Below are 16,633 nucleotides of genomic sequence, written 5' to 3' on the forward strand. Positions count from 1 at the left end.
GCCTTATTATACGAATCGACCATGACTGACTCTCGCTTAAACACCCTCCGTAACTGGCTAAAAGGCCTTGAACCTAGCTGGCAATTAGATCTCCCCACTTTGGCCCCCGCCTCGGCAGATGCCAGCTTTCGGCGGTATTTCCGGATTGAGTCCAAAAACCCGGATTTTCCGACTCTGATCGTGATGGATGCCCCACCCCAACATGAGCCTTTAGATGCCTTCATCAAGGTGGATTTATTGTTCGAAAATGCCGGTCTAAACGTCCCGAAAATTTTAGAAAAGAATGTGGCTGAAGGCTTCCTTTTACTTAACGACCTTGGCACGAAAACTTATCTTGCAGAGCTTAATTCTGAGAGCGCCGATCATCTTTATAAAGATGCAACCCATGCTTTAGTTCAAATGCAATTAGCAAGCAAAACGGATGTTTTGCCAAACTACGATGAAGCACTCTTGCAGCGTGAGTTAGATTTATTTCCTGAGTGGTATCTAAAGAAACACTTGCATATCGAATTAACTGAACTTCAAGATTCTCAAATTAAGCAAGCATTTGAACTCATCATTCAAAACAATCTTGCGCAGGCAAAAGTCTATGTTCATCGTGACTACCACTCACGCAACTTGATGGTGACTGATAAAAATAATCCTGGAGTGATCGATTTTCAAGATGCGGTTTATGGCCCCATCACTTACGATGCATCTTCACTCTGGCGTGATGCTTACATTGCATGGCCAGAAGAGCGTGTAATTGATTGGGTGATTAAATTTTGGGAAGCTGGCCGCAAAGAAGGATTGCCAATGCCTGATGATTTTGGTCAGTTCTATCGTGACTTTGAGTGGATGGGTTTACAACGCCACCTGAAAGTCTTAGGTATTTTTGCAAGACTGTTTCATCGCGATGGTAAAGATGGTTATCTCAAAGATATCCCATTAGTACTGGAGTATGCGATTGCTACTGCAAATCGCTATATTGAATTAAAGCCCTTGGCACGCATACTAGAATCAACGCGCCCCAATAAGGAATAACAGCAAACTGTCATGAATAAGCGCAATCTCATTCCATGCTTTTTACTGGCCGCTGGTCGAGGGGAGCGCATGCGTCCACTAACAGATGAATTACCTAAGCCACTCCTCACGATTAAGAAAAAATCCCTACTTGCCTGGCATTTGGAAGCGCTGAGTGCAGCAGGCATTAAAGATGTTGTCATTAACCATGCCTGGCTTGGCGTCAAGATTGAGGAGGCTTTGAGTAATGGCAGTCAATTTGGCCTCAAAATCGCCTACTCCCCAGAAACCAGCCCCCTAGAAACAGCAGGTGGAATTCGCAAGGCACTGCCTTTGCTTAACCCTAGCGATTATTTCCTAGTCATCAATGGGGATGTTTTTAGCCCAAATCTACCGATTGAGCAGCTTTTGGAGATAGCCTCCACTTTGCGAAGCATGCCAAATCAGCCTTTGGCACATCTGTTGATGGTTCCCAACCCAGTTCAGCACCCTGAGGGAGACTTTTATCTCAAGAACTCCCAAGTAGCTGCTGAGCCCCTAGATGGCGCTGAAAAACTCACTTTTTCCGGAATTGGCCTGTATCACCGAGATCTCTTCAAAGATGTAGAGTTGGATGTACCCACCAAGTTAGCCCCACTCCTGAGAAGGGCTATGGCCGACAATAGAGTGTCCGGTGAAAAATATACCGGTCCGTGGCACGATGTAGGTACGCCCCAACGATTACAAGAGCTCAATGCAGCGCATGAATAAGTCCAATATTTACCAACAACGTCGGATTGAACTAGCAAAACTGATCTGCGCCAAAACTGGTGGGGGCATCGCCATCATTACTACGGCACCTGAGACTTCCCGCAATCGAGATAGCGAATTTCCTTATCGTCACGATAGTGATTTTTTCTACCTCACCGGTTTTGAAGAGCCGGGTGCAACACTGGTACTCAAGATTGCTGGATCAACATCGCAAGCTCAACTAGAGTCCCATCTTTTTTGTAGGCCTAAAGACGCGGAGCGCGAGATTTGGGATGGTATTCGCTTAGGGCCAGACGCAGCACCTTCAATCTTGGGTGTGGAGTATGCGCACAGCAATCATGAGTTAGATAACAAGCTGGGTGAATTATTAGCGGATCAAGAAGCTGTCTATATTCGCCTCTCTGAAAGTGCAGAGACAGATCGTCGCTTACGTCATTGGATGAAACAAGTGCGAGCTCAGGCCCGTGCCGGCGTTAACCCACCCTCAGAGTTTCATGATGTAGAGAGCTTGATTCATGAAATGCGGCTCTTTAAAGATGCGCATGAAATTGACATCATGCGTCGCGCTGCCCAAATTTCTGCGCGCGCCCATATTCGTGCAATGCAAGCCTGCAAACCCGGTATGCGTGAATATCATCTCGAAGCCGAACTTCTTCATGAGTTCCGCTATAGCGGTGCACAAAGCGTTGCGTACAACAGCATTGTTGCTGGTGGTGCCAACTCCTGCATTCTGCATTACCGCGCTGGCGATACTGAACTGCGCAGTGGTGAACTCTGCTTAATAGACGCAGGATGTGAACTAGATGGCTATGCTTCCGACATTACTCGTACATTCCCAGTCAATGGCAAGTTCACAGGACCTCAACGGGCGCTCTACGAAATCACGCTAGCTTCGCAAGAGGCGGCCATTGCAGCAACTAAGCCTGGTAATACATTTATGCAGCCACATGAAGCTGCGCTTAAGGTGCTGACACAAGGATTGCTTGATGAAAAGCTTCTCAAGCTTGCAGAACTGGGCTCACTAGATAACGCAATTGAGACTGGCGCTTATCGTCGTTTCTATATGCACCGCACCTCACACTGGTTAGGTATGGATGTACATGATGTTGGCTCCTATCGTGAACCGCTAAGCACATCAACAGACTCTTCAGAGAAGCCTTGGCGCCTTCTGAAGCCCGGCATGGTTCTCACTATTGAACCAGGCTTATATGTTCGTCCAGCAGATGATGTAGATGAACGCTTTTGGAATATCGGTATTCGTATTGAAGATGATGCCGTTGTCAACGACTCTGGTTGTGAATTGATTTCTCGAGGCGTGCCAGTCAAAGCCGATGAAATCGAAGCGCTGATGAAGAATAATTAAATTGCCAAGCATGTCAGCAACACATTTTGATATTGCGATTCAGGGTGGCGGGCCAGTTGGTTTAGCCTGCGCGGCATGGTGCTTGCAAAAGTTTCCAGAAGCTAAGATTGCATTACTCGATCGCAATCCTGTAGAGGATGCTGATTTAGCCGCTGCTGATAGCAGAGGAATTGCTTTATCGCACGGTAGCAAACTCTTGCTCGACACTATTAATGCATGGCCTACTGAGTGTGCGAATATTCATCGAGTCCATGTGTCGCAAGCAGGTCGTTTTGGTCGCGCCCTCATGACTCGCGAAGAATTGAAACAAGATGCACTTGGTCACATCATTCGTTATCGTGATATTCACCTGACTTTGCGCAAAGCTTTAAGAGCTATTGAAACAAAAAGTCCGAATTTTGTTTGGAAGCATCTTGATGCGCAAGCAGATACATCAAACATTCAAGCCAAATGTGTAGTGCATGCTGAAGGTGGTTTATTTAAAACTCAGGACTGGGTAGAGTCTGGCCGAGACTATGAGCAATCTGCTTTGGTTGGTTTGGTTGAGGTTGAGAATGCTGCGCCCTATCAGGCGTGGGAGCGATTTACATCTGAAGGACCTTTGGCAGTGTTGCCAAGTCACTATGGCCCCAACATCCTGAATCTGGTTTGGTGTGGAAACCCAAGTTCTTCACAAGCACGACTCGCTTTAAGTGATGTTGAATTTCTGAAAAGCCTGCAAGCCGAGTTCGGTTCACGAATTGGACAATTCCTCAAAATCCAAGACCGCCGCCTCTATGAGTTGGGACTCAATTACCGCAAAGAAATTACTCAGGGAAATGCAGTTTGGATTGGCAATGCTGCACAGACTTTGCATCCCGTTGCAGGACAGGGCCTAAACCTTGGATTGAGGGATGCCTATCTCTTGGCCGAAAAGCTGAGCGCCTTATTCTCGAAGCCTGAAGATCAAAAAACGCCTCTAGCTATTGAAAATACCTTGCAGGACTACGCCCAAAGTCGCAAGGCTGATCGGTCTGCCACTATTGGCTTAACCGACTTCATGGCCAGAATCTTCACTTCAAACCTATTTCCCATTGTGGTCGGTCGTGGATTGGCTTTATCGGCCCTCCAATGGCTCCCGTCAGTCAAAACAGCCATAGCTCGCCAGATGATGTTTGGCAGGCGCTAAGGGGCTTAAATAGCCTCCCAAATCCACGCATTAGTCGTTTGATCTAAATCACGGAATCTGCCTATTTTTTAGGCAGATTTGGGCTGACTTGTGCTAAAGTGACACCCTTTCCCAAGCGCTTAAAGCCCTCCAGAACCCAGCCCGAAACAGATGAAGATTGGCCCACACCTCCTCGCAAATAGATTATTTGTTGCCCCGATGGCTGGGGTAACGGATCGTCCATTTCGCCAGCTTTGCAAAAAGCTGGGTGCTGGTTATGCCGTCTCTGAAATGATTGCCTCGAACGCATTGCTGTGGAAGAGTGAAAAAACCCAGCGTCGCGCCAATCACCAAGGTGAATTTAAGCCAATCGCAGTGCAAATCGCAGGGGCTGATCCGCAGATGATGGCTGCTGCAGCCAAACTTAATGTCGATCATGGTGCCCAGATCATTGATATCAATATGGGTTGCCCAGCCAAAAAGGTTTGTAATGTCGCAGCTGGTTCTGCCCTGTTAAGAGACGCACCCTTGGTGCAGCAAATTTTAGAAGCCGTAGTGCAAGCTGTAGGTGTAGGGCCCGATGCAGTTCCCGTGACCTTAAAGATTCGCACGGGCTGGGATCGCGAACATAAAAATGCGATTGACATTGCCCGCCTAGCTGAGAAATCTGGCATCTCTATGTTGACAGTTCATGGCCGCACCAGAGCCGACCTTTATCACGGCGAAGCGGAATATGAAACCATTACCGCAGTAAAGAATAGCGTTGCCATTCCAGTGGTTGCTAACGGTGATATCACCACTCCAGAAAAAGCAGAATTTGTTTTAAAAGAGACTGGTGCCGATGCGATCATGATTGGTCGCGCCGCTCAAGGACGTCCTTGGATCTTTCGTGAGATCAATCACTTTCTGGAAACGGGCGGCAAATTACCAACGCCGCAGATTAATGAGATTCAAGAGATCATGAATGCCCATCTGATTGATCACTATGAGTTCTATGGCGAATATGTCGGCTTGCGCACAGCGCGTAAGCATATCGGTTGGTATTGCAAGGGCTTGCGTGATTCACATGCCTTTCGCCAAAGAATGAATACCGCCGATGATTGCAAAACCCAATTACAGATGGTGAATGATTTTTTCAATGAAATGAAATCCCACTCTGATCGTTTGTTATTTTTAGAAGCAGCCTAAATTTAGTTTTTTACTTAATCGATCCATGACTACCAAGCACCCCATCACTGAATGTATTGAGACCCAACTCCAACGTTATTTGGATGATCTCAAAGGAACACCCCCATCTGACCTATACCAAATGGTTCTCGCAGTAGTTGAAAAGCCGATGCTCGAATTAGTCATGCGGCACGCGAAACAGAATCAATCTTTGGCTGCCCAATACCTTGGCATCAACCGCAACACGCTGCACAAGAAGTTGGTTGAACACCAGCTTCTGAAATAAATCAGGCCTCAATACCCCATTCTTTATTAATTAATCCTTCTGAAAAATATGATCCGCACAGCCCTACTCTCTGTTTCTGATAAAAATGGCATTGTGCCGTTCGCCAAATCCCTTCATGAGCAAGGCGTCAAGCTGATCTCTACTGGCGGCACCGCAAAATTGTTAGCTGAAAATAATCTACCCGTAGTGGAAGTGTCTTCACTGACTAAGTTTCCAGAGATGCTAGATGGTCGTGTAAAGACATTACACCCAATGGTGCATGGTGGTTTGTTAGCTCGTAGGGATTTTCCTGAGCATATGGCTGCCTTGAAAGAACATGGTATCGACACGATCGACATGCTGGTTATTAACCTCTATCCGTTTAATGAGACCGTTGCTAAGGCGGATTGCTCATTTGAAGATGCGGTTGAGAACATTGATATTGGCGGCCCAGCAATGTTGCGTGCTGCTGCTAAGAACCATCAAGATGTGACCGTACTCATTTCACCTGAAGATTACGCACCCGTACTCGAAGAAATGAAAGCCAATAAGAACGTAGTTTCTTATAAGACCAATTTGGGTCTGGCTAAAAAAGTATTTGCCCATACCGCCCAATACGACGGTGCGATTGCGAATTATCTATCTGCATTAGGTGATGACCTCGATCACAAGAAGCGTTCTGCTTACCCAGAAACGCTGCACCTTGCCTTTGAAAAAGTACAAGAGATGCGTTATGGCGAGAACCCACACCAATCAGCAGCTTTCTATAAAGATATCTACCCAGTTGATGGCGCGCTTGCCAACTACAAACAATTACAAGGCAAAGAGCTCTCCTACAACAACATTGCGGATGCTGACTCTGCCTGGGAATGCGTCAAGAGCTTCACTGGTAATGCTGGCGGTGCTGCAGCATGTGTCATCATCAAGCACGCCAATCCTTGTGGCGTAGCTGTTGCCGCCAACGCCCTCGAGGCCTACCAAAAGGCATTCAAAACAGATCCAAGCTCAGCCTTTGGCGGAATTATTGCCTTCAACGTGCCATGTGATGGCGCCGCAGCCGAAGCGATTTCTAAGCAGTTTGTAGAAGTATTGATTGCGCCTAGCTTTAGCGCCGAAGCCAAAGCGATTTTTGCCGCCAAGCAAAATGTACGTCTTTTAGAAATTCCTTTGGGCACTGCATTTAATACTTTTGACTTCAAACGTGTTGGTGGTGGCTTACTCGTTCAGTCTCCAGATGCGAAGAACGTCCTTGAAAACGAAATGCGCGTTGTTAGCAAGCGTCTCCCAACTCCAAGCGAAATGCACGACATGATGTTTGCATGGCGCGTTGCCAAGTTTGTGAAATCCAATGCGATTGTGTATTGCGCTAACGGCATGACCCTCGGTATTGGCGCTGGCCAAATGAGCCGAGTAGACTCTGCTCGCATGGCAAGCATTAAGGCCGAGAACGCAGGCTTAAGCCTCAAAGGTTCTGCAGTGGCAAGTGACGCCTTCTTCCCCTTCCGCGATGGCTTGGATGTCGTTGTGAACGGTGGTGCAAGCTGCGCCATCCAGCCTGGTGGCAGCATGCGTGATGATGAAATCATTGCAGCAGCTGATGAGCACGGCATTGCCATGATCTTTACTGGCACACGCCACTTCCGCCACTAAGCACTTATGCGCTGGATAGGAATCGACCCGGGTCTACGAACTACTGGTTTTGGTGTCATTGATGTTGATGGCCAAAAACTGAGCTACGTGGCCTCTGGGACGATTGAAAGTGGTGATCCAGACCAAGGTCTTCCTGTGAGATTGGGAATCTTGTACGCGGGCATTAAGGAAGTGCTGGAGACCTACCAACCAGAGCAAGCAGCTATTGAAGAAGTATTCCTGAACGTGAACCCTCGCTCTACCCTGATGCTAGGTCAGGCGCGAGGTGCGGTGATTGCAGCTCTAGTGTCTGACAAACTCTCTGTTGCAGAGTTCAGCGCACTCAGGGTGAAGCAGTCCATCGTGGGAACCGGTAGAGCTACTAAGCCTCAAGTTCAAGAAATGGTGAAGCGCTTGCTGCGCCTTAGCCGAGCCCCTGGAACGGATGCGGCCGATGCTTTGGGAGTAGCGATTTGCGCTGCGCATCACGCCCAGATTCCGAAAGCAATTACTGCTGCTCTTACACCCAAAAAGACTAGCAAGAAATAACAATATAAACAGGTTAAGATCTTTACATGATTGGTCGCATACAAGGCATTCTCGTTTCGGTTCACCCTCCTCGCCTCTTGGTAGATTGCCAAGGCGTTGGCTATGAGATCGATGTGCCAATGAGCACCCTGTATCAACTCCCAGAGACCAATCAAAAAATTACACTTCTCACGCACTTCCAAGTTCGTGAAGATGCCCAGCAACTTTTTGGTTTTGCCACTGAAATTGAGCGTGAGGCATTTAGACAGCTCATCAAGATTAGTGGTGTTGGTTCACGCACTGCCCTTGCCGTACTTTCTGGCATGAGCGTCAATGAATTAGCTCAAGCCATTGCCATGCAAGAAGCAGGACGTCTGACTCAAGTCCCCGGCATTGGTAAAAAGACTGCTGAACGCCTTTGCCTAGAACTCAAAGGTAAGTTAGCTCCAGATTTAGGAATTGTTGGTGGTAAACCCCAGGCGATTGAAGCGAGTAGTGAAGTTTTGCAAGCCCTTCTTGCACTGGGTTATTCAGAAAAAGAAGCGCATCTTGCCCTCAAACAAATACCGCCTGATACCACTGTGTCCGATGGTATCCGCATGGGCCTCAAATACCTCTCGAAGTCCTCTTAACTAGTCACCCAAACACCACTACACTTGCAGCATGGCAATCCACACAGAAGACCTCAGCTCAATTCCCGAAGACTTGCCGGAAGGTAATGACCGCATCGTTAGCGGTGCAGCCGGCAACTCGGAAGCCGTCTTCGAAAGAGCCTTGCGCCCAAAACAGCTTGATGAGTATGTTGGCCAAACTAAAGCACGTGCCCAACTAGAAATCTTTATTACTGCAACTCGAGCTCGTCAAGAAGCTCTAGACCACGTTCTCTTGTTTGGTCCTCCGGGACTTGGTAAAACTACCCTAGCCCATATCATTGCCAGAGAGCTTGGTGTGAACTTGCGCCAAACTAGCGGCCCCGTTCTAGAGAGACCTGGTGACCTCGCAGCTTTACTGACCAATTTAGAAGCAAACGATGTGCTCTTTATTGATGAGATTCATCGCCTCTCTCCTGTGGTCGAAGAAATTCTGTATCCCGCACTTGAGGACTACAGCCTCGACATCATGATTGGTGAAGGTCCTGCGGCACGCAGCGTCAAAATAGATCTCAAGCCCTTCACGCTCATTGGTGCAACAACACGTGCTGGCATGCTCACTAATCCACTGCGCGATCGCTTTGGAATTGTGGCAAGACTCGAGTTCTACACCACTGAAGAGCTCACCAAAATTATTACACGCTCTGCCAGCCTACTCAAAGCTGATATTGACCCAGAGGGATCCATTGAGATTGCGAAGCGTGCTAGGGGCACCCCACGTATCGCTAATCGCCTATTACGTCGCGTACGTGACTATGCCGAAGTCAAAGGTACGGGCACCATTACTAAAGACATGGCTGATGCCGCATTAAAGATGCTCGATGTTGATCCAAGCGGATTTGATGTGATGGATCGTAAATTACTAGAAGCCATCTTGCATAAGTTTGACGGTGGCCCTGTTGGTATTGATAACTTAGCAGCTGCTATTGGCGAAGAGCGTGACACCATTGAGGATGTCTTGGAGCCCTACCTGATTCAACAGGGCTATCTACAAAGAACCTCACGTGGCAGAGTGGCAACTCGTCAGGCTTATGAGCACTTTGGCCTCACGCCACCGAGCAACTCAAACAACCTAGACTAAATCTTAAAGCTCCAATGAAAAGACCCGCAATAGCGGGTCTTTTTCCATCAATCCAAATGCTTTCTACAATCCAATTGTGTAAGTAGCCATTACAGTTGTAGTAGAGACGCCTTGATAAGGCTCTTGACGGTAGATGCCTGTAACACCCAAGCGCTGATTCTTAACAACATCGTAATAAGCACCAAGCATTGCTGTTGAGCGGGTCTTCACAGGATTGGCATTAAAGTTCACTGGAGTCAAGCCATTAATGCCTGTCGCAGAATAAGTACCGTTTGCAGTATTAGTATCGCTTTCAACACCAGCACTAGCAAAGACAGTTGCCTTAGGGATAAATCTATATGAAGCGCCTACTCCAGCCAGAGCAGTAGTCGCATTGGTATTTAACGCGCTGTAAGTCAACGGTGCCGTTACTGTTGTTGAGGTGCCTTCGGTATAGCCGCCCATATTATTCTGGGTATAGCGCATCCCTATGTAGGGGGCAACAATTACTTGTGGCGCAATTGCAAAACCATACTTGGCAGTAAGTTGTGCGCCTTGACTATTTAACTGGGATGATCCTGCACCTGCCTCTGATGTTCCAACAGCTTGACGGTTTACCGTCGCATTCTTTTGACCGTATGCTGCAGATACTTTCACTTCGGTGCCTGTTCCATCGGCACGCTCATTCCACGCTCCAAACAAACCAATTAATGGGGTGTTATTAGCAAGATTAACCGTACTACCAGCGTTATTCACGGATAAATTCTGATCAGCATAAGCACCAATACGAACTTGAGGATGCACTTTATAAGCTGCAATTAATAATGCACTGGTGTTGTTCAAACCATTTGCCGCTGATACCGCTGTATTGCGACCGCCAGCAGAAATACAAATCCCGTTAGGGCCAAACTCAGTACAGTCGTAAGAAAAACTATTAGCCAATACAGAGTTCTGAAGGGTATAAGTACTCTGGAGTGCAGAAGCACTGTTTACTAAAGATTGTTGTGTCTCGGCCGTAGTGAATGCATATACATTGAGGTAGGCATTATTGGCGTCGTAGGAAAGATTGTTTGCTGAAGAAAGATTGGTACTCAGGCTAGCAAAAGATCCTGTTAGACCACTTGTAGCATTAACGATTGAATAGCGAGCAGCTGTATATGATCCTGCAGCAGCGCTTAAGCTGAGAGTACCGCCTAATTTAGCAGTTCCATCTACAACCAATTTATCCACATTGGTAGAGGAAATTCGTAGACTCAGGGTACCAGTAGATGTTTGAACAAATATTCCGCTAGCAGTATGGGTAACTCCAGACGAAGAAGTATTGGCACTACCAATGCCCATCCAACCACTATTTTCAAAGCGAGAATATGAGCCGGCTGCAACGGATACCTGTCCATCAATTACACCGCTAGCACCATTCACAATAAGACTGCCTATGGCAGCAGTTGCACCGCTTGCAGTGGTGGTTTTAATTGCATAATCACCCGCAGCTGCTCGTAGGGTTCCGTAGTTCACGAGAGTGCCAAAAGTACCCTGCATTAGCACTGCGCTACTCGCAGAACCGCCAGTAACTGCAACAGTTCCGTAGTTAGACACTACACCACCATATTGAGTAGCCGTAGTACAAGCAGCATATCCACAACTACTACCCGTCTCGATACCATTCCCACCTGAAACATTAATAGTGCTGGTGTTAATAACATCAGAGCCTAATCCAGCTACCATGGAGGTGGTAGGTGCGGAATTCTTGATCGGGTCGTAGACCTTCGTAGCTGATCCGGAGACACTGATAATTTGATCCCCAATATTTGCTTGGTAAGCCTTTGTAATTCCGTCCTGAACATATACGCCAATCACATTACCTTGATACATGGAATTTGCAGAAGTCAGGTAACTTCCAACTTTGATTTCTGTCCAAGTGATTTTGGGTTGTCCAGTAGCTACATCAATCGTATTCAGATCAACCGTTGCAACATATGCTTTTACCTTATTACCAGCAAGATCTACTGCATCCGCAACTAAGTTATAAACCCCCGGCTTACCAGCACTAGTAATGCCCTCAAAGTGAGTGATAAGTGATACATCGGGAGAGGAAAATGTATATGTTTTTCCGCTAGATTGATTATGGATATAAGAATAATTACCTACGACACTGTTGTAAGTACCAGCATATCCACCAGAGATAAGATTGTTATAGACGCCATAAGCAGTATTACTAGTTACGCCGGTAATCGTGTTTGCAAACGAAGTACCCACCAACGGAACGGATAAATAAGTGCCAGCTGAAATGTTGTAGACATAAGAATTACCGGTCGATAAACGGGTGTCAAAGTTACCGATAGCCTGATTACCAAAAGTACTATGTCCAAGGGTATTTAGAATAGGCTCTCCGCCAGCTAGATTGGTTGGCAATAGGGTTGTAATAACCCCCGTTGCTGAATCCACTAAATAACCAAGATCTCCAGCCGCTCCATCTGAAGATGCGGCAGTTTTATAGCTACCTGTAACCCTCAAAATTCCAGAGCTAGAACCAAAGCTTGGGCCATATGGAGTATTACTGATTGCACCCGGAAAATTCGAAAGATTTGAGGTTGCAGCCGGATAAGGAATCGAAGTTGAATTGGATATGGAGCCGCTGTACAACAAGCCACCGGTATTGGCATTCGAAATAAGAAAGTCACCCGTGATGTTAGTGTCGCGAATTCCAGTGACAGTAGAAATTGAACTTCCGCCATACTGAAATGATGTGAAGCCTGGCATAACAGTCAGGTCGATATCAGCGGCGGGACTCAATCCAGAAATGGTAAATGCGGAGATGCTCAATATCGAGCGGAAAAAAGTAGTTTTCATATAGCCAATAAGTTGAAGTAATTAACTTTTTAGCTAAAATTCTCGCGAATTATGGCAAAAATACATCGTTAAAATTTATATTAATTAAAACCAAAAAAATTAGTTTTAAATGCTTTTTGCTGCGTTAAAAAAGTTAAGTTAAAGTTACCTTAGCAAACTTACGCTTACCTACCTGCACTACATACGTACCGGCCTCAACTTTCAATTGCTTATCGGTAACTGTTGCGCCATCAATCTTCACACCGTTTTGTTCAATGTTGCGATTGGCTTCTGATGTTGATGGCGCTAATCCGGCAGCTTTCAGAAGATTGGCGATCTGCATTGGGGCGCCAGAAAGATTTACTTCTGGAATGTCGTCAGGTACGCCACCTTTAGCGCGATGATTAAAGTCTTCCAATGCTTTTTCTGCAGCAGCCTGCGAATGAAAGCGTGCCACGATTTCTTGTGCGAGCAGTACTTTGCAATCTTTTGGATTTCTGCCAGCAGCCACTTCTTGTTTCATTAAATCAATTTCAGCCATCGGGCGGAATGACAGCAAGGTGAAGTAATCCCACATCAACTCATCGGAGATACTCAAGAGCTTGCCAAACATCTCACCAGCAGGCTCGCTGATGCCAATGTAATTCCCTTTGGACTTACTCATCTTGTCTACGCCATCCAAACCAACGAGGAGAGGCATTGTCAAAATACATTGCGGCTCTTGGCCATACTCACGTTGGAGCTCGCGCCCAACTAAGAGATTAAATTTCTGATCAGTACCGCCAAGCTCTAAGTCACTCTTCAAAGCAACAGAGTCATAGCCTTGCATCAATGGATACAAGAACTCATGTACAGAGATGGGCACGCCGTTACGGTAGCGCTTGGTAAAGTCATCGCGCTCTAGCATTTGCGCAACGGTATATCGAGCTGCCAACTGAATCATGCCGCGCGCACCTAGAGGATCGCACCACTCGCTGTTGTAACGGACTTCCGTTTTAGCAGGATCAAGCACCATGCTGGCTTGTCGATAGTAAGTCTGAGCATTGACAGCAATTTCTTCGGCGGTCAGTGGTGGACGGGTTGCATTGCGTCCTGAAGGATCACCAATCATGCTGGTGAAATCACCAATCAAGAAAATGACCGTATGGCCCAAATCTTGCAGCTGACGTAACTTGTTCAAAACAACGGTATGGCCCAAATGAATATCAGGCGCCGTTGGATCTAAACCCAACTTAATACGCAAAGGTGTACCTGTCGCCTGGCTCTTAGCCAGCTTCTGAATCCAATCCGCCTCAACCAATAACTCATCACAACCCCTTTTAGTCACTTCAAGGGCTGCAAAAACTTCAGGGGTCAGTGGGTATTTTTGTTCTGGTTTAGCCGTCATGCTGATTGGGTTAACTTAGTGACTTACGTAGTCGGTTAAATTAGTATTTAAATTGCTAAAGCATAATTGTCGCATTCCTGAGAACAAAGTCCTGATACCGCATGAATAAGCCTCAATCCCTCTATATTGGCCTAATGTCTGGCACTAGCCTAGATGGGATAGATGCCGTGCTGGCAAAGATAGAATCCTCCGGGGAAGCATGCCTTCTAGACTCCGTAAGCGTTGCCTTTAGCCCCGAATTACGTAAAGCCCTACTAGATCTCCAGACCCCTGGACCAAACGAGATTCACCGGGAAAACCAGGCCGCTAATGCCTTGGCAGGAGCCTATGCAGATGCAGTCAAGCAATTACTTACTCAGGCCAAGCTGTCTCCTGCAGATATCAGCGCGATTGGCGCTCACGGCCAGACTATTCGTCACCAAGCCGATCTTGCGCATCACCTTGCCTATACTCATCAAACCCTCAATCCAGCACTTCTGGCAGAGTTGACCGGAATTGATGTCATCGCAGACTTTAGAAGTCGTGATTTAGCAGCAGGAGGTCATGGTGCACCTCTAGTGCCAGCCTTTCATGCGCAACAATTTGCTACAGATAAAAATATCGCCGTGCTTAATCTTGGCGGCATTGCTAACCTGACGCTATTACCCAAAGAGGGTGAAGTGAAGGGCTTTGATTGCGGCCCCGGCAATATGTTGATGGACGCTTGGATTGCAGATCAACAAGGTCATGCCTTTGATGAGAACGGTACTTGGGCATCACAAGGCAAAATCAATCAAGCGCTGTTATCAAGAATGATGACAGATGCATTTTTTGCAAAAGCGCCACCAAAGAGTACAGGGCGTGATGACTTTCATCTAGAGTGGCTGCATAAGCAAATTGGCTCCGACAACATCGATGCCGAAGATGTACAAGCAACACTATTGCACTTAACTGTGGACTCAGCTTTGCAAGCTTTAGAAAGCTATGCCCCGCAAACCCAGACACTGGTTGTCTGCGGTGGTGGTGCGCGCAATGTTGCCCTGCTAGATTTATTTAAAACCAGAGCTGAAGTCTTATTCAAAAACTCACTAGAGATTGTGACCAGCGATACGCTTGGCATTGATCCACAACTCGTAGAAGGCCTCGCGTTCGCATGGCTTGCTTGGGCCCATAAAGAAAAACGGCCAGCAAATTTGCCAGCCGTTACGGGAGCGAAGGGTCCTAGAATTCTAGGCGCTTGCTATCCTGCGTAATTAAATTACTTTCTCTCTTTAAGCAGAGAAAGAAGATCCGCAACCACAAGTAGTTTGCGCATTTGGATTTTTGATTACGAACTGTGAACCATTGATATCTTCTTTGTAATCAATCTCAGCGCCAACTAAATATTGGAAGCTCATTGAATCTACCAATAAAGTCACACCATTCTTTTCAAAGAGTGTGTCATCTTCATTCACAGCATCATCAAATGTGAAACCATACTGAAATCCTGAGCAACCACCGCCTTGAACAAACACGCGCAGTTTTAATTCAGGATTGCCTTCTTCGGCAATCAAGTCAGCCACTTTTGCAGCAGCGCTATCCGTAAACACCAATGGGGTTGGCGGTTCAGCTAAATCTTGTGCAGGTTGCACAGTTTCTTGCGTAGCTAATTGGGTCATGATTTACTCCTAATTCAAAAGGCAATAACTTATTTTAGGCTTTTAATTCCAAGTGTGCTGAAGGGTCTTTCCTGCTAGCCCCATTATGGTGAAACAGCAATCTGCGTTAATCCAGTGGTCTCAGGCAAGCCAAACATCAGGTTCATGCACTGAACGCCCTGGCCTGAGGCACCTTTCACCAAGTTGTCCTCAACCACCAAAATGACTAAAGTATCGCCGTCACCGGGACGATGAATGGCAATCCGCAAGCCATTACTACCCCGCACGGAGCGTGTTTCTGGGTGACTACCAGCTGGCATCACATCTACAAAAGGCTCACCCTTATAGAAATCCTCATATAGCTTTTGGAAATCCACCTTCATTCCAGCCTCAGTCAAGCGAACATAAAGGGTTGAATGAATGCCCCTAATCATTGGCGTCAAATGCGGCACAAATGTCAGGCCAATCTGATCATGACCAGCGATAGCCTTTAAGCCTTGGACGATTTCTGGAAGATGGCGATGGCCTTTAACACCGTAAGCCTTGAAGTTATCACTAGACTCTGACAATAAGGTACCAATCTCCGCTTTACGTCCAGCACCAGATGTACCGGACTTTGAGTCAGAAATAATATGCGTGCCATCAATCAGTTGCTTGCCACCAGTAGACTTTGGTGAGAGCAATGGAGCAAGTCCAAGCTGCACAGAAGTTGGGTAGCAACCAGCCAAACCTACTACGCGCGCTTTTTTAATTTCTTCACGATTGATTTCAGCCAAACCATAAACTGCTTCAGCCAAAATTTCTGGGCAGCCATGCTCCATGCCATACCACTTAGCAAATTCTTTAACGTCTTTCAAACGGAAGTCAGCAGCGAGATCCAAGATCTTCACATTATTAGCAAGCAACTCTTTAGCTTGCGCCATTGCCACGCCATGCGGTGTTGCAAAGAACACCACGTCACATTCATTTAACTTGGCTTCATTTGGTGTCGTGAATTTCAGATCAATGCGGCCACGTAAGGATGGAAACATCTCAGCTACTGGCATGCCAGCTTCTGTACGAGAAGTAATTGCCTGAATTTTTACTTCGGGGTGTTGCGCCAATAAACGCAGTAATTCCACTCCGGTATATCCAGTGCCGCCTACAATGCCAACTTTAATCATGCCATTCTCCAAAATGCCGACTGATGAATTTTATTTCTTTAATACCTAGATTGTAGAAACAAAAAGGGCCGCTTGCG

Annotated in this window: 15 protein-coding genes; 11 read left to right on the forward strand and 4 right to left on the reverse strand. The window is 46.7% G+C overall.

The annotated features are described in order from the left end of the window. Positions 1-21 precede the first annotated feature (21 nt). The 10 genes from ICN14_RS05470 to ruvB all read left to right on the forward strand — a co-directional run bounded on the left by ICN14_RS05470 (position 22) and on the right by ruvB (position 9,582). Positions 22-1,023, forward strand: coding sequence for an aminoglycoside phosphotransferase family protein (locus ICN14_RS05470; protein ID WP_216225520.1), 1,002 nt, complete (start codon positions 22-24; stop codon positions 1,021-1,023). A gap of 12 nt (positions 1,024-1,035) precedes the next feature. Further along, complete coding sequence (gene murU, locus ICN14_RS05475; protein WP_216225521.1) at positions 1,036-1,752, forward strand: N-acetylmuramate alpha-1-phosphate uridylyltransferase MurU; 717 nt, start codon at positions 1,036-1,038, stop codon at positions 1,750-1,752. Continuing rightward, positions 1,745-3,115, forward strand: coding sequence for an aminopeptidase P N-terminal domain-containing protein (locus ICN14_RS05480; protein ID WP_370624827.1), 1,371 nt, complete (start codon positions 1,745-1,747; stop codon positions 3,113-3,115). The genes murU and ICN14_RS05480 overlap by 8 nt, the downstream gene beginning before the upstream one ends. Before the next feature lie 10 nt (positions 3,116-3,125). Then, positions 3,126-4,283: an FAD-dependent monooxygenase gene (locus tag ICN14_RS05485; protein WP_216225523.1), complete on the forward strand. Its 1,158-nt coding sequence runs from the start codon at positions 3,126-3,128 to the stop codon at positions 4,281-4,283. 150 nt (positions 4,284-4,433) lie between these two features. Continuing rightward, a complete protein-coding gene (gene dusB / locus ICN14_RS05490) occupies positions 4,434-5,450 on the forward strand; it encodes a tRNA dihydrouridine synthase DusB (RefSeq protein ID WP_216225524.1) in 1,017 nt (338 codons plus the stop codon). A gap of 25 nt (positions 5,451-5,475) precedes the next feature. Beyond that, positions 5,476-5,715, forward strand: a complete 240-nt coding sequence (locus ICN14_RS05495; protein ID WP_216225525.1) for a helix-turn-helix domain-containing protein — start codon at positions 5,476-5,478, stop codon at positions 5,713-5,715. A gap of 48 nt (positions 5,716-5,763) precedes the next feature. Beyond that, complete coding sequence (purH, locus tag ICN14_RS05500) at positions 5,764-7,344, forward strand: bifunctional phosphoribosylaminoimidazolecarboxamide formyltransferase/IMP cyclohydrolase (RefSeq protein ID WP_216225526.1); 1,581 nt, start codon at positions 5,764-5,766, stop codon at positions 7,342-7,344. Between the two features lie 6 nt (positions 7,345-7,350). Further along, positions 7,351-7,872: a crossover junction endodeoxyribonuclease RuvC gene (gene ruvC / locus ICN14_RS05505; protein ID WP_216225527.1), complete on the forward strand. Its 522-nt coding sequence runs from the start codon at positions 7,351-7,353 to the stop codon at positions 7,870-7,872. Positions 7,873-7,898: 26 nt separating this feature from the next. Then, the gene (gene ruvA, locus ICN14_RS05510) at positions 7,899-8,483 is read left to right on the forward strand and encodes a Holliday junction branch migration protein RuvA (RefSeq protein WP_216225528.1); all 585 of its coding nucleotides are present in this window, start codon (positions 7,899-7,901) and stop codon (positions 8,481-8,483) included. Positions 8,484-8,514: 31 nt separating this feature from the next. Continuing rightward, positions 8,515-9,582 (forward strand): Holliday junction branch migration DNA helicase RuvB, encoded by a 1,068-nt coding sequence (ruvB, locus tag ICN14_RS05515; RefSeq protein ID WP_216225529.1) that lies wholly within the window; start codon positions 8,515-8,517, stop codon positions 9,580-9,582. A 63-nt stretch (positions 9,583-9,645) separates the two neighbouring features. On the opposite strand, the gene ICN14_RS05520 is transcribed toward ruvB, so the two are convergent. Further along, on the reverse strand, positions 9,646-12,411 hold the full coding sequence (locus ICN14_RS05520; protein ID WP_216225530.1) for an autotransporter domain-containing protein: 2,766 nt from the start codon (positions 12,409-12,411) through the stop codon (positions 9,646-9,648). 133 nt (positions 12,412-12,544) lie between these two features. Continuing rightward, the gene (tyrS, locus tag ICN14_RS05525) at positions 12,545-13,777 is read right to left on the reverse strand and encodes a tyrosine--tRNA ligase (protein WP_216225531.1); all 1,233 of its coding nucleotides are present in this window, start codon (positions 13,775-13,777) and stop codon (positions 12,545-12,547) included. 101 nt (positions 13,778-13,878) lie between these two features. Between tyrS and ICN14_RS05530 the strand changes: the two genes are divergently transcribed. After that, a complete protein-coding gene (locus ICN14_RS05530; RefSeq protein WP_216225532.1) occupies positions 13,879-15,009 on the forward strand; it encodes an anhydro-N-acetylmuramic acid kinase in 1,131 nt (376 codons plus the stop codon). An 18-nt stretch (positions 15,010-15,027) separates the two neighbouring features. Here the strand turns inward: ICN14_RS05530 and erpA are convergent, their stop codons facing one another. Together erpA and argC are read right to left on the reverse strand one after the other, a co-directional pair. Next, a complete protein-coding gene (gene erpA / locus ICN14_RS05535) occupies positions 15,028-15,414 on the reverse strand; it encodes an iron-sulfur cluster insertion protein ErpA (RefSeq protein ID WP_216225533.1) in 387 nt (128 codons plus the stop codon). 83 nt (positions 15,415-15,497) lie between these two features. Then, positions 15,498-16,556 carry an N-acetyl-gamma-glutamyl-phosphate reductase gene (argC, locus tag ICN14_RS05540; RefSeq protein WP_216225534.1) on the reverse strand — a complete coding sequence of 353 codons (1,059 nt, stop codon included), beginning with the start codon at positions 16,554-16,556 and terminating at the stop codon, positions 15,498-15,500. Between the last annotated feature and the right edge of the window lie 77 nt (positions 16,557-16,633).

The sequence above is a fragment of the Polynucleobacter sp. MG-27-Goln-C1 genome, from assembly GCF_018881905.1.
Classification (GTDB): Bacteria; Pseudomonadota; Gammaproteobacteria; order Burkholderiales; family Burkholderiaceae; genus Polynucleobacter.

Coding starts and splice junctions, on each gene's coding strand:
- ICN14_RS05480 (WP_370624827.1), top strand. CDS start 1,745: ATGAATAAGTCCAATATTTACCAACAACGTCGGATTGAACTAGCAAAA.
- purH (WP_216225526.1), top strand. CDS start 5,764: ATGATCCGCACAGCCCTACTCTCTGTTTCTGATAAAAATGGCATTGTG.
- ICN14_RS05470 (WP_216225520.1), top strand. CDS start 22: ATGACTGACTCTCGCTTAAACACCCTCCGTAACTGGCTAAAAGGCCTT.
- ICN14_RS05485 (WP_216225523.1), top strand. CDS start 3,126: ATGTCAGCAACACATTTTGATATTGCGATTCAGGGTGGCGGGCCAGTT.
- murU (WP_216225521.1), top strand. CDS start 1,036: ATGAATAAGCGCAATCTCATTCCATGCTTTTTACTGGCCGCTGGTCGA.
- ruvB (WP_216225529.1), top strand. CDS start 8,515: ATGGCAATCCACACAGAAGACCTCAGCTCAATTCCCGAAGACTTGCCG.
- ruvC (WP_216225527.1), top strand. CDS start 7,351: ATGCGCTGGATAGGAATCGACCCGGGTCTACGAACTACTGGTTTTGGT.
- tyrS (WP_216225531.1), bottom strand. CDS start 13,777: ATGACGGCTAAACCAGAACAAAAATACCCACTGACCCCTGAAGTTTTT.
- ruvA (WP_216225528.1), top strand. CDS start 7,899: ATGATTGGTCGCATACAAGGCATTCTCGTTTCGGTTCACCCTCCTCGC.
- argC (WP_216225534.1), bottom strand. CDS start 16,556: ATGATTAAAGTTGGCATTGTAGGCGGCACTGGATATACCGGAGTGGAA.
- dusB (WP_216225524.1), top strand. CDS start 4,434: ATGAAGATTGGCCCACACCTCCTCGCAAATAGATTATTTGTTGCCCCG.
- ICN14_RS05520 (WP_216225530.1), bottom strand. CDS start 12,411: ATGAAAACTACTTTTTTCCGCTCGATATTGAGCATCTCCGCATTTACC.
- ICN14_RS05495 (WP_216225525.1), top strand. CDS start 5,476: ATGACTACCAAGCACCCCATCACTGAATGTATTGAGACCCAACTCCAA.
- ICN14_RS05530 (WP_216225532.1), top strand. CDS start 13,879: ATGAATAAGCCTCAATCCCTCTATATTGGCCTAATGTCTGGCACTAGC.
- erpA (WP_216225533.1), bottom strand. CDS start 15,414: ATGACCCAATTAGCTACGCAAGAAACTGTGCAACCTGCACAAGATTTA.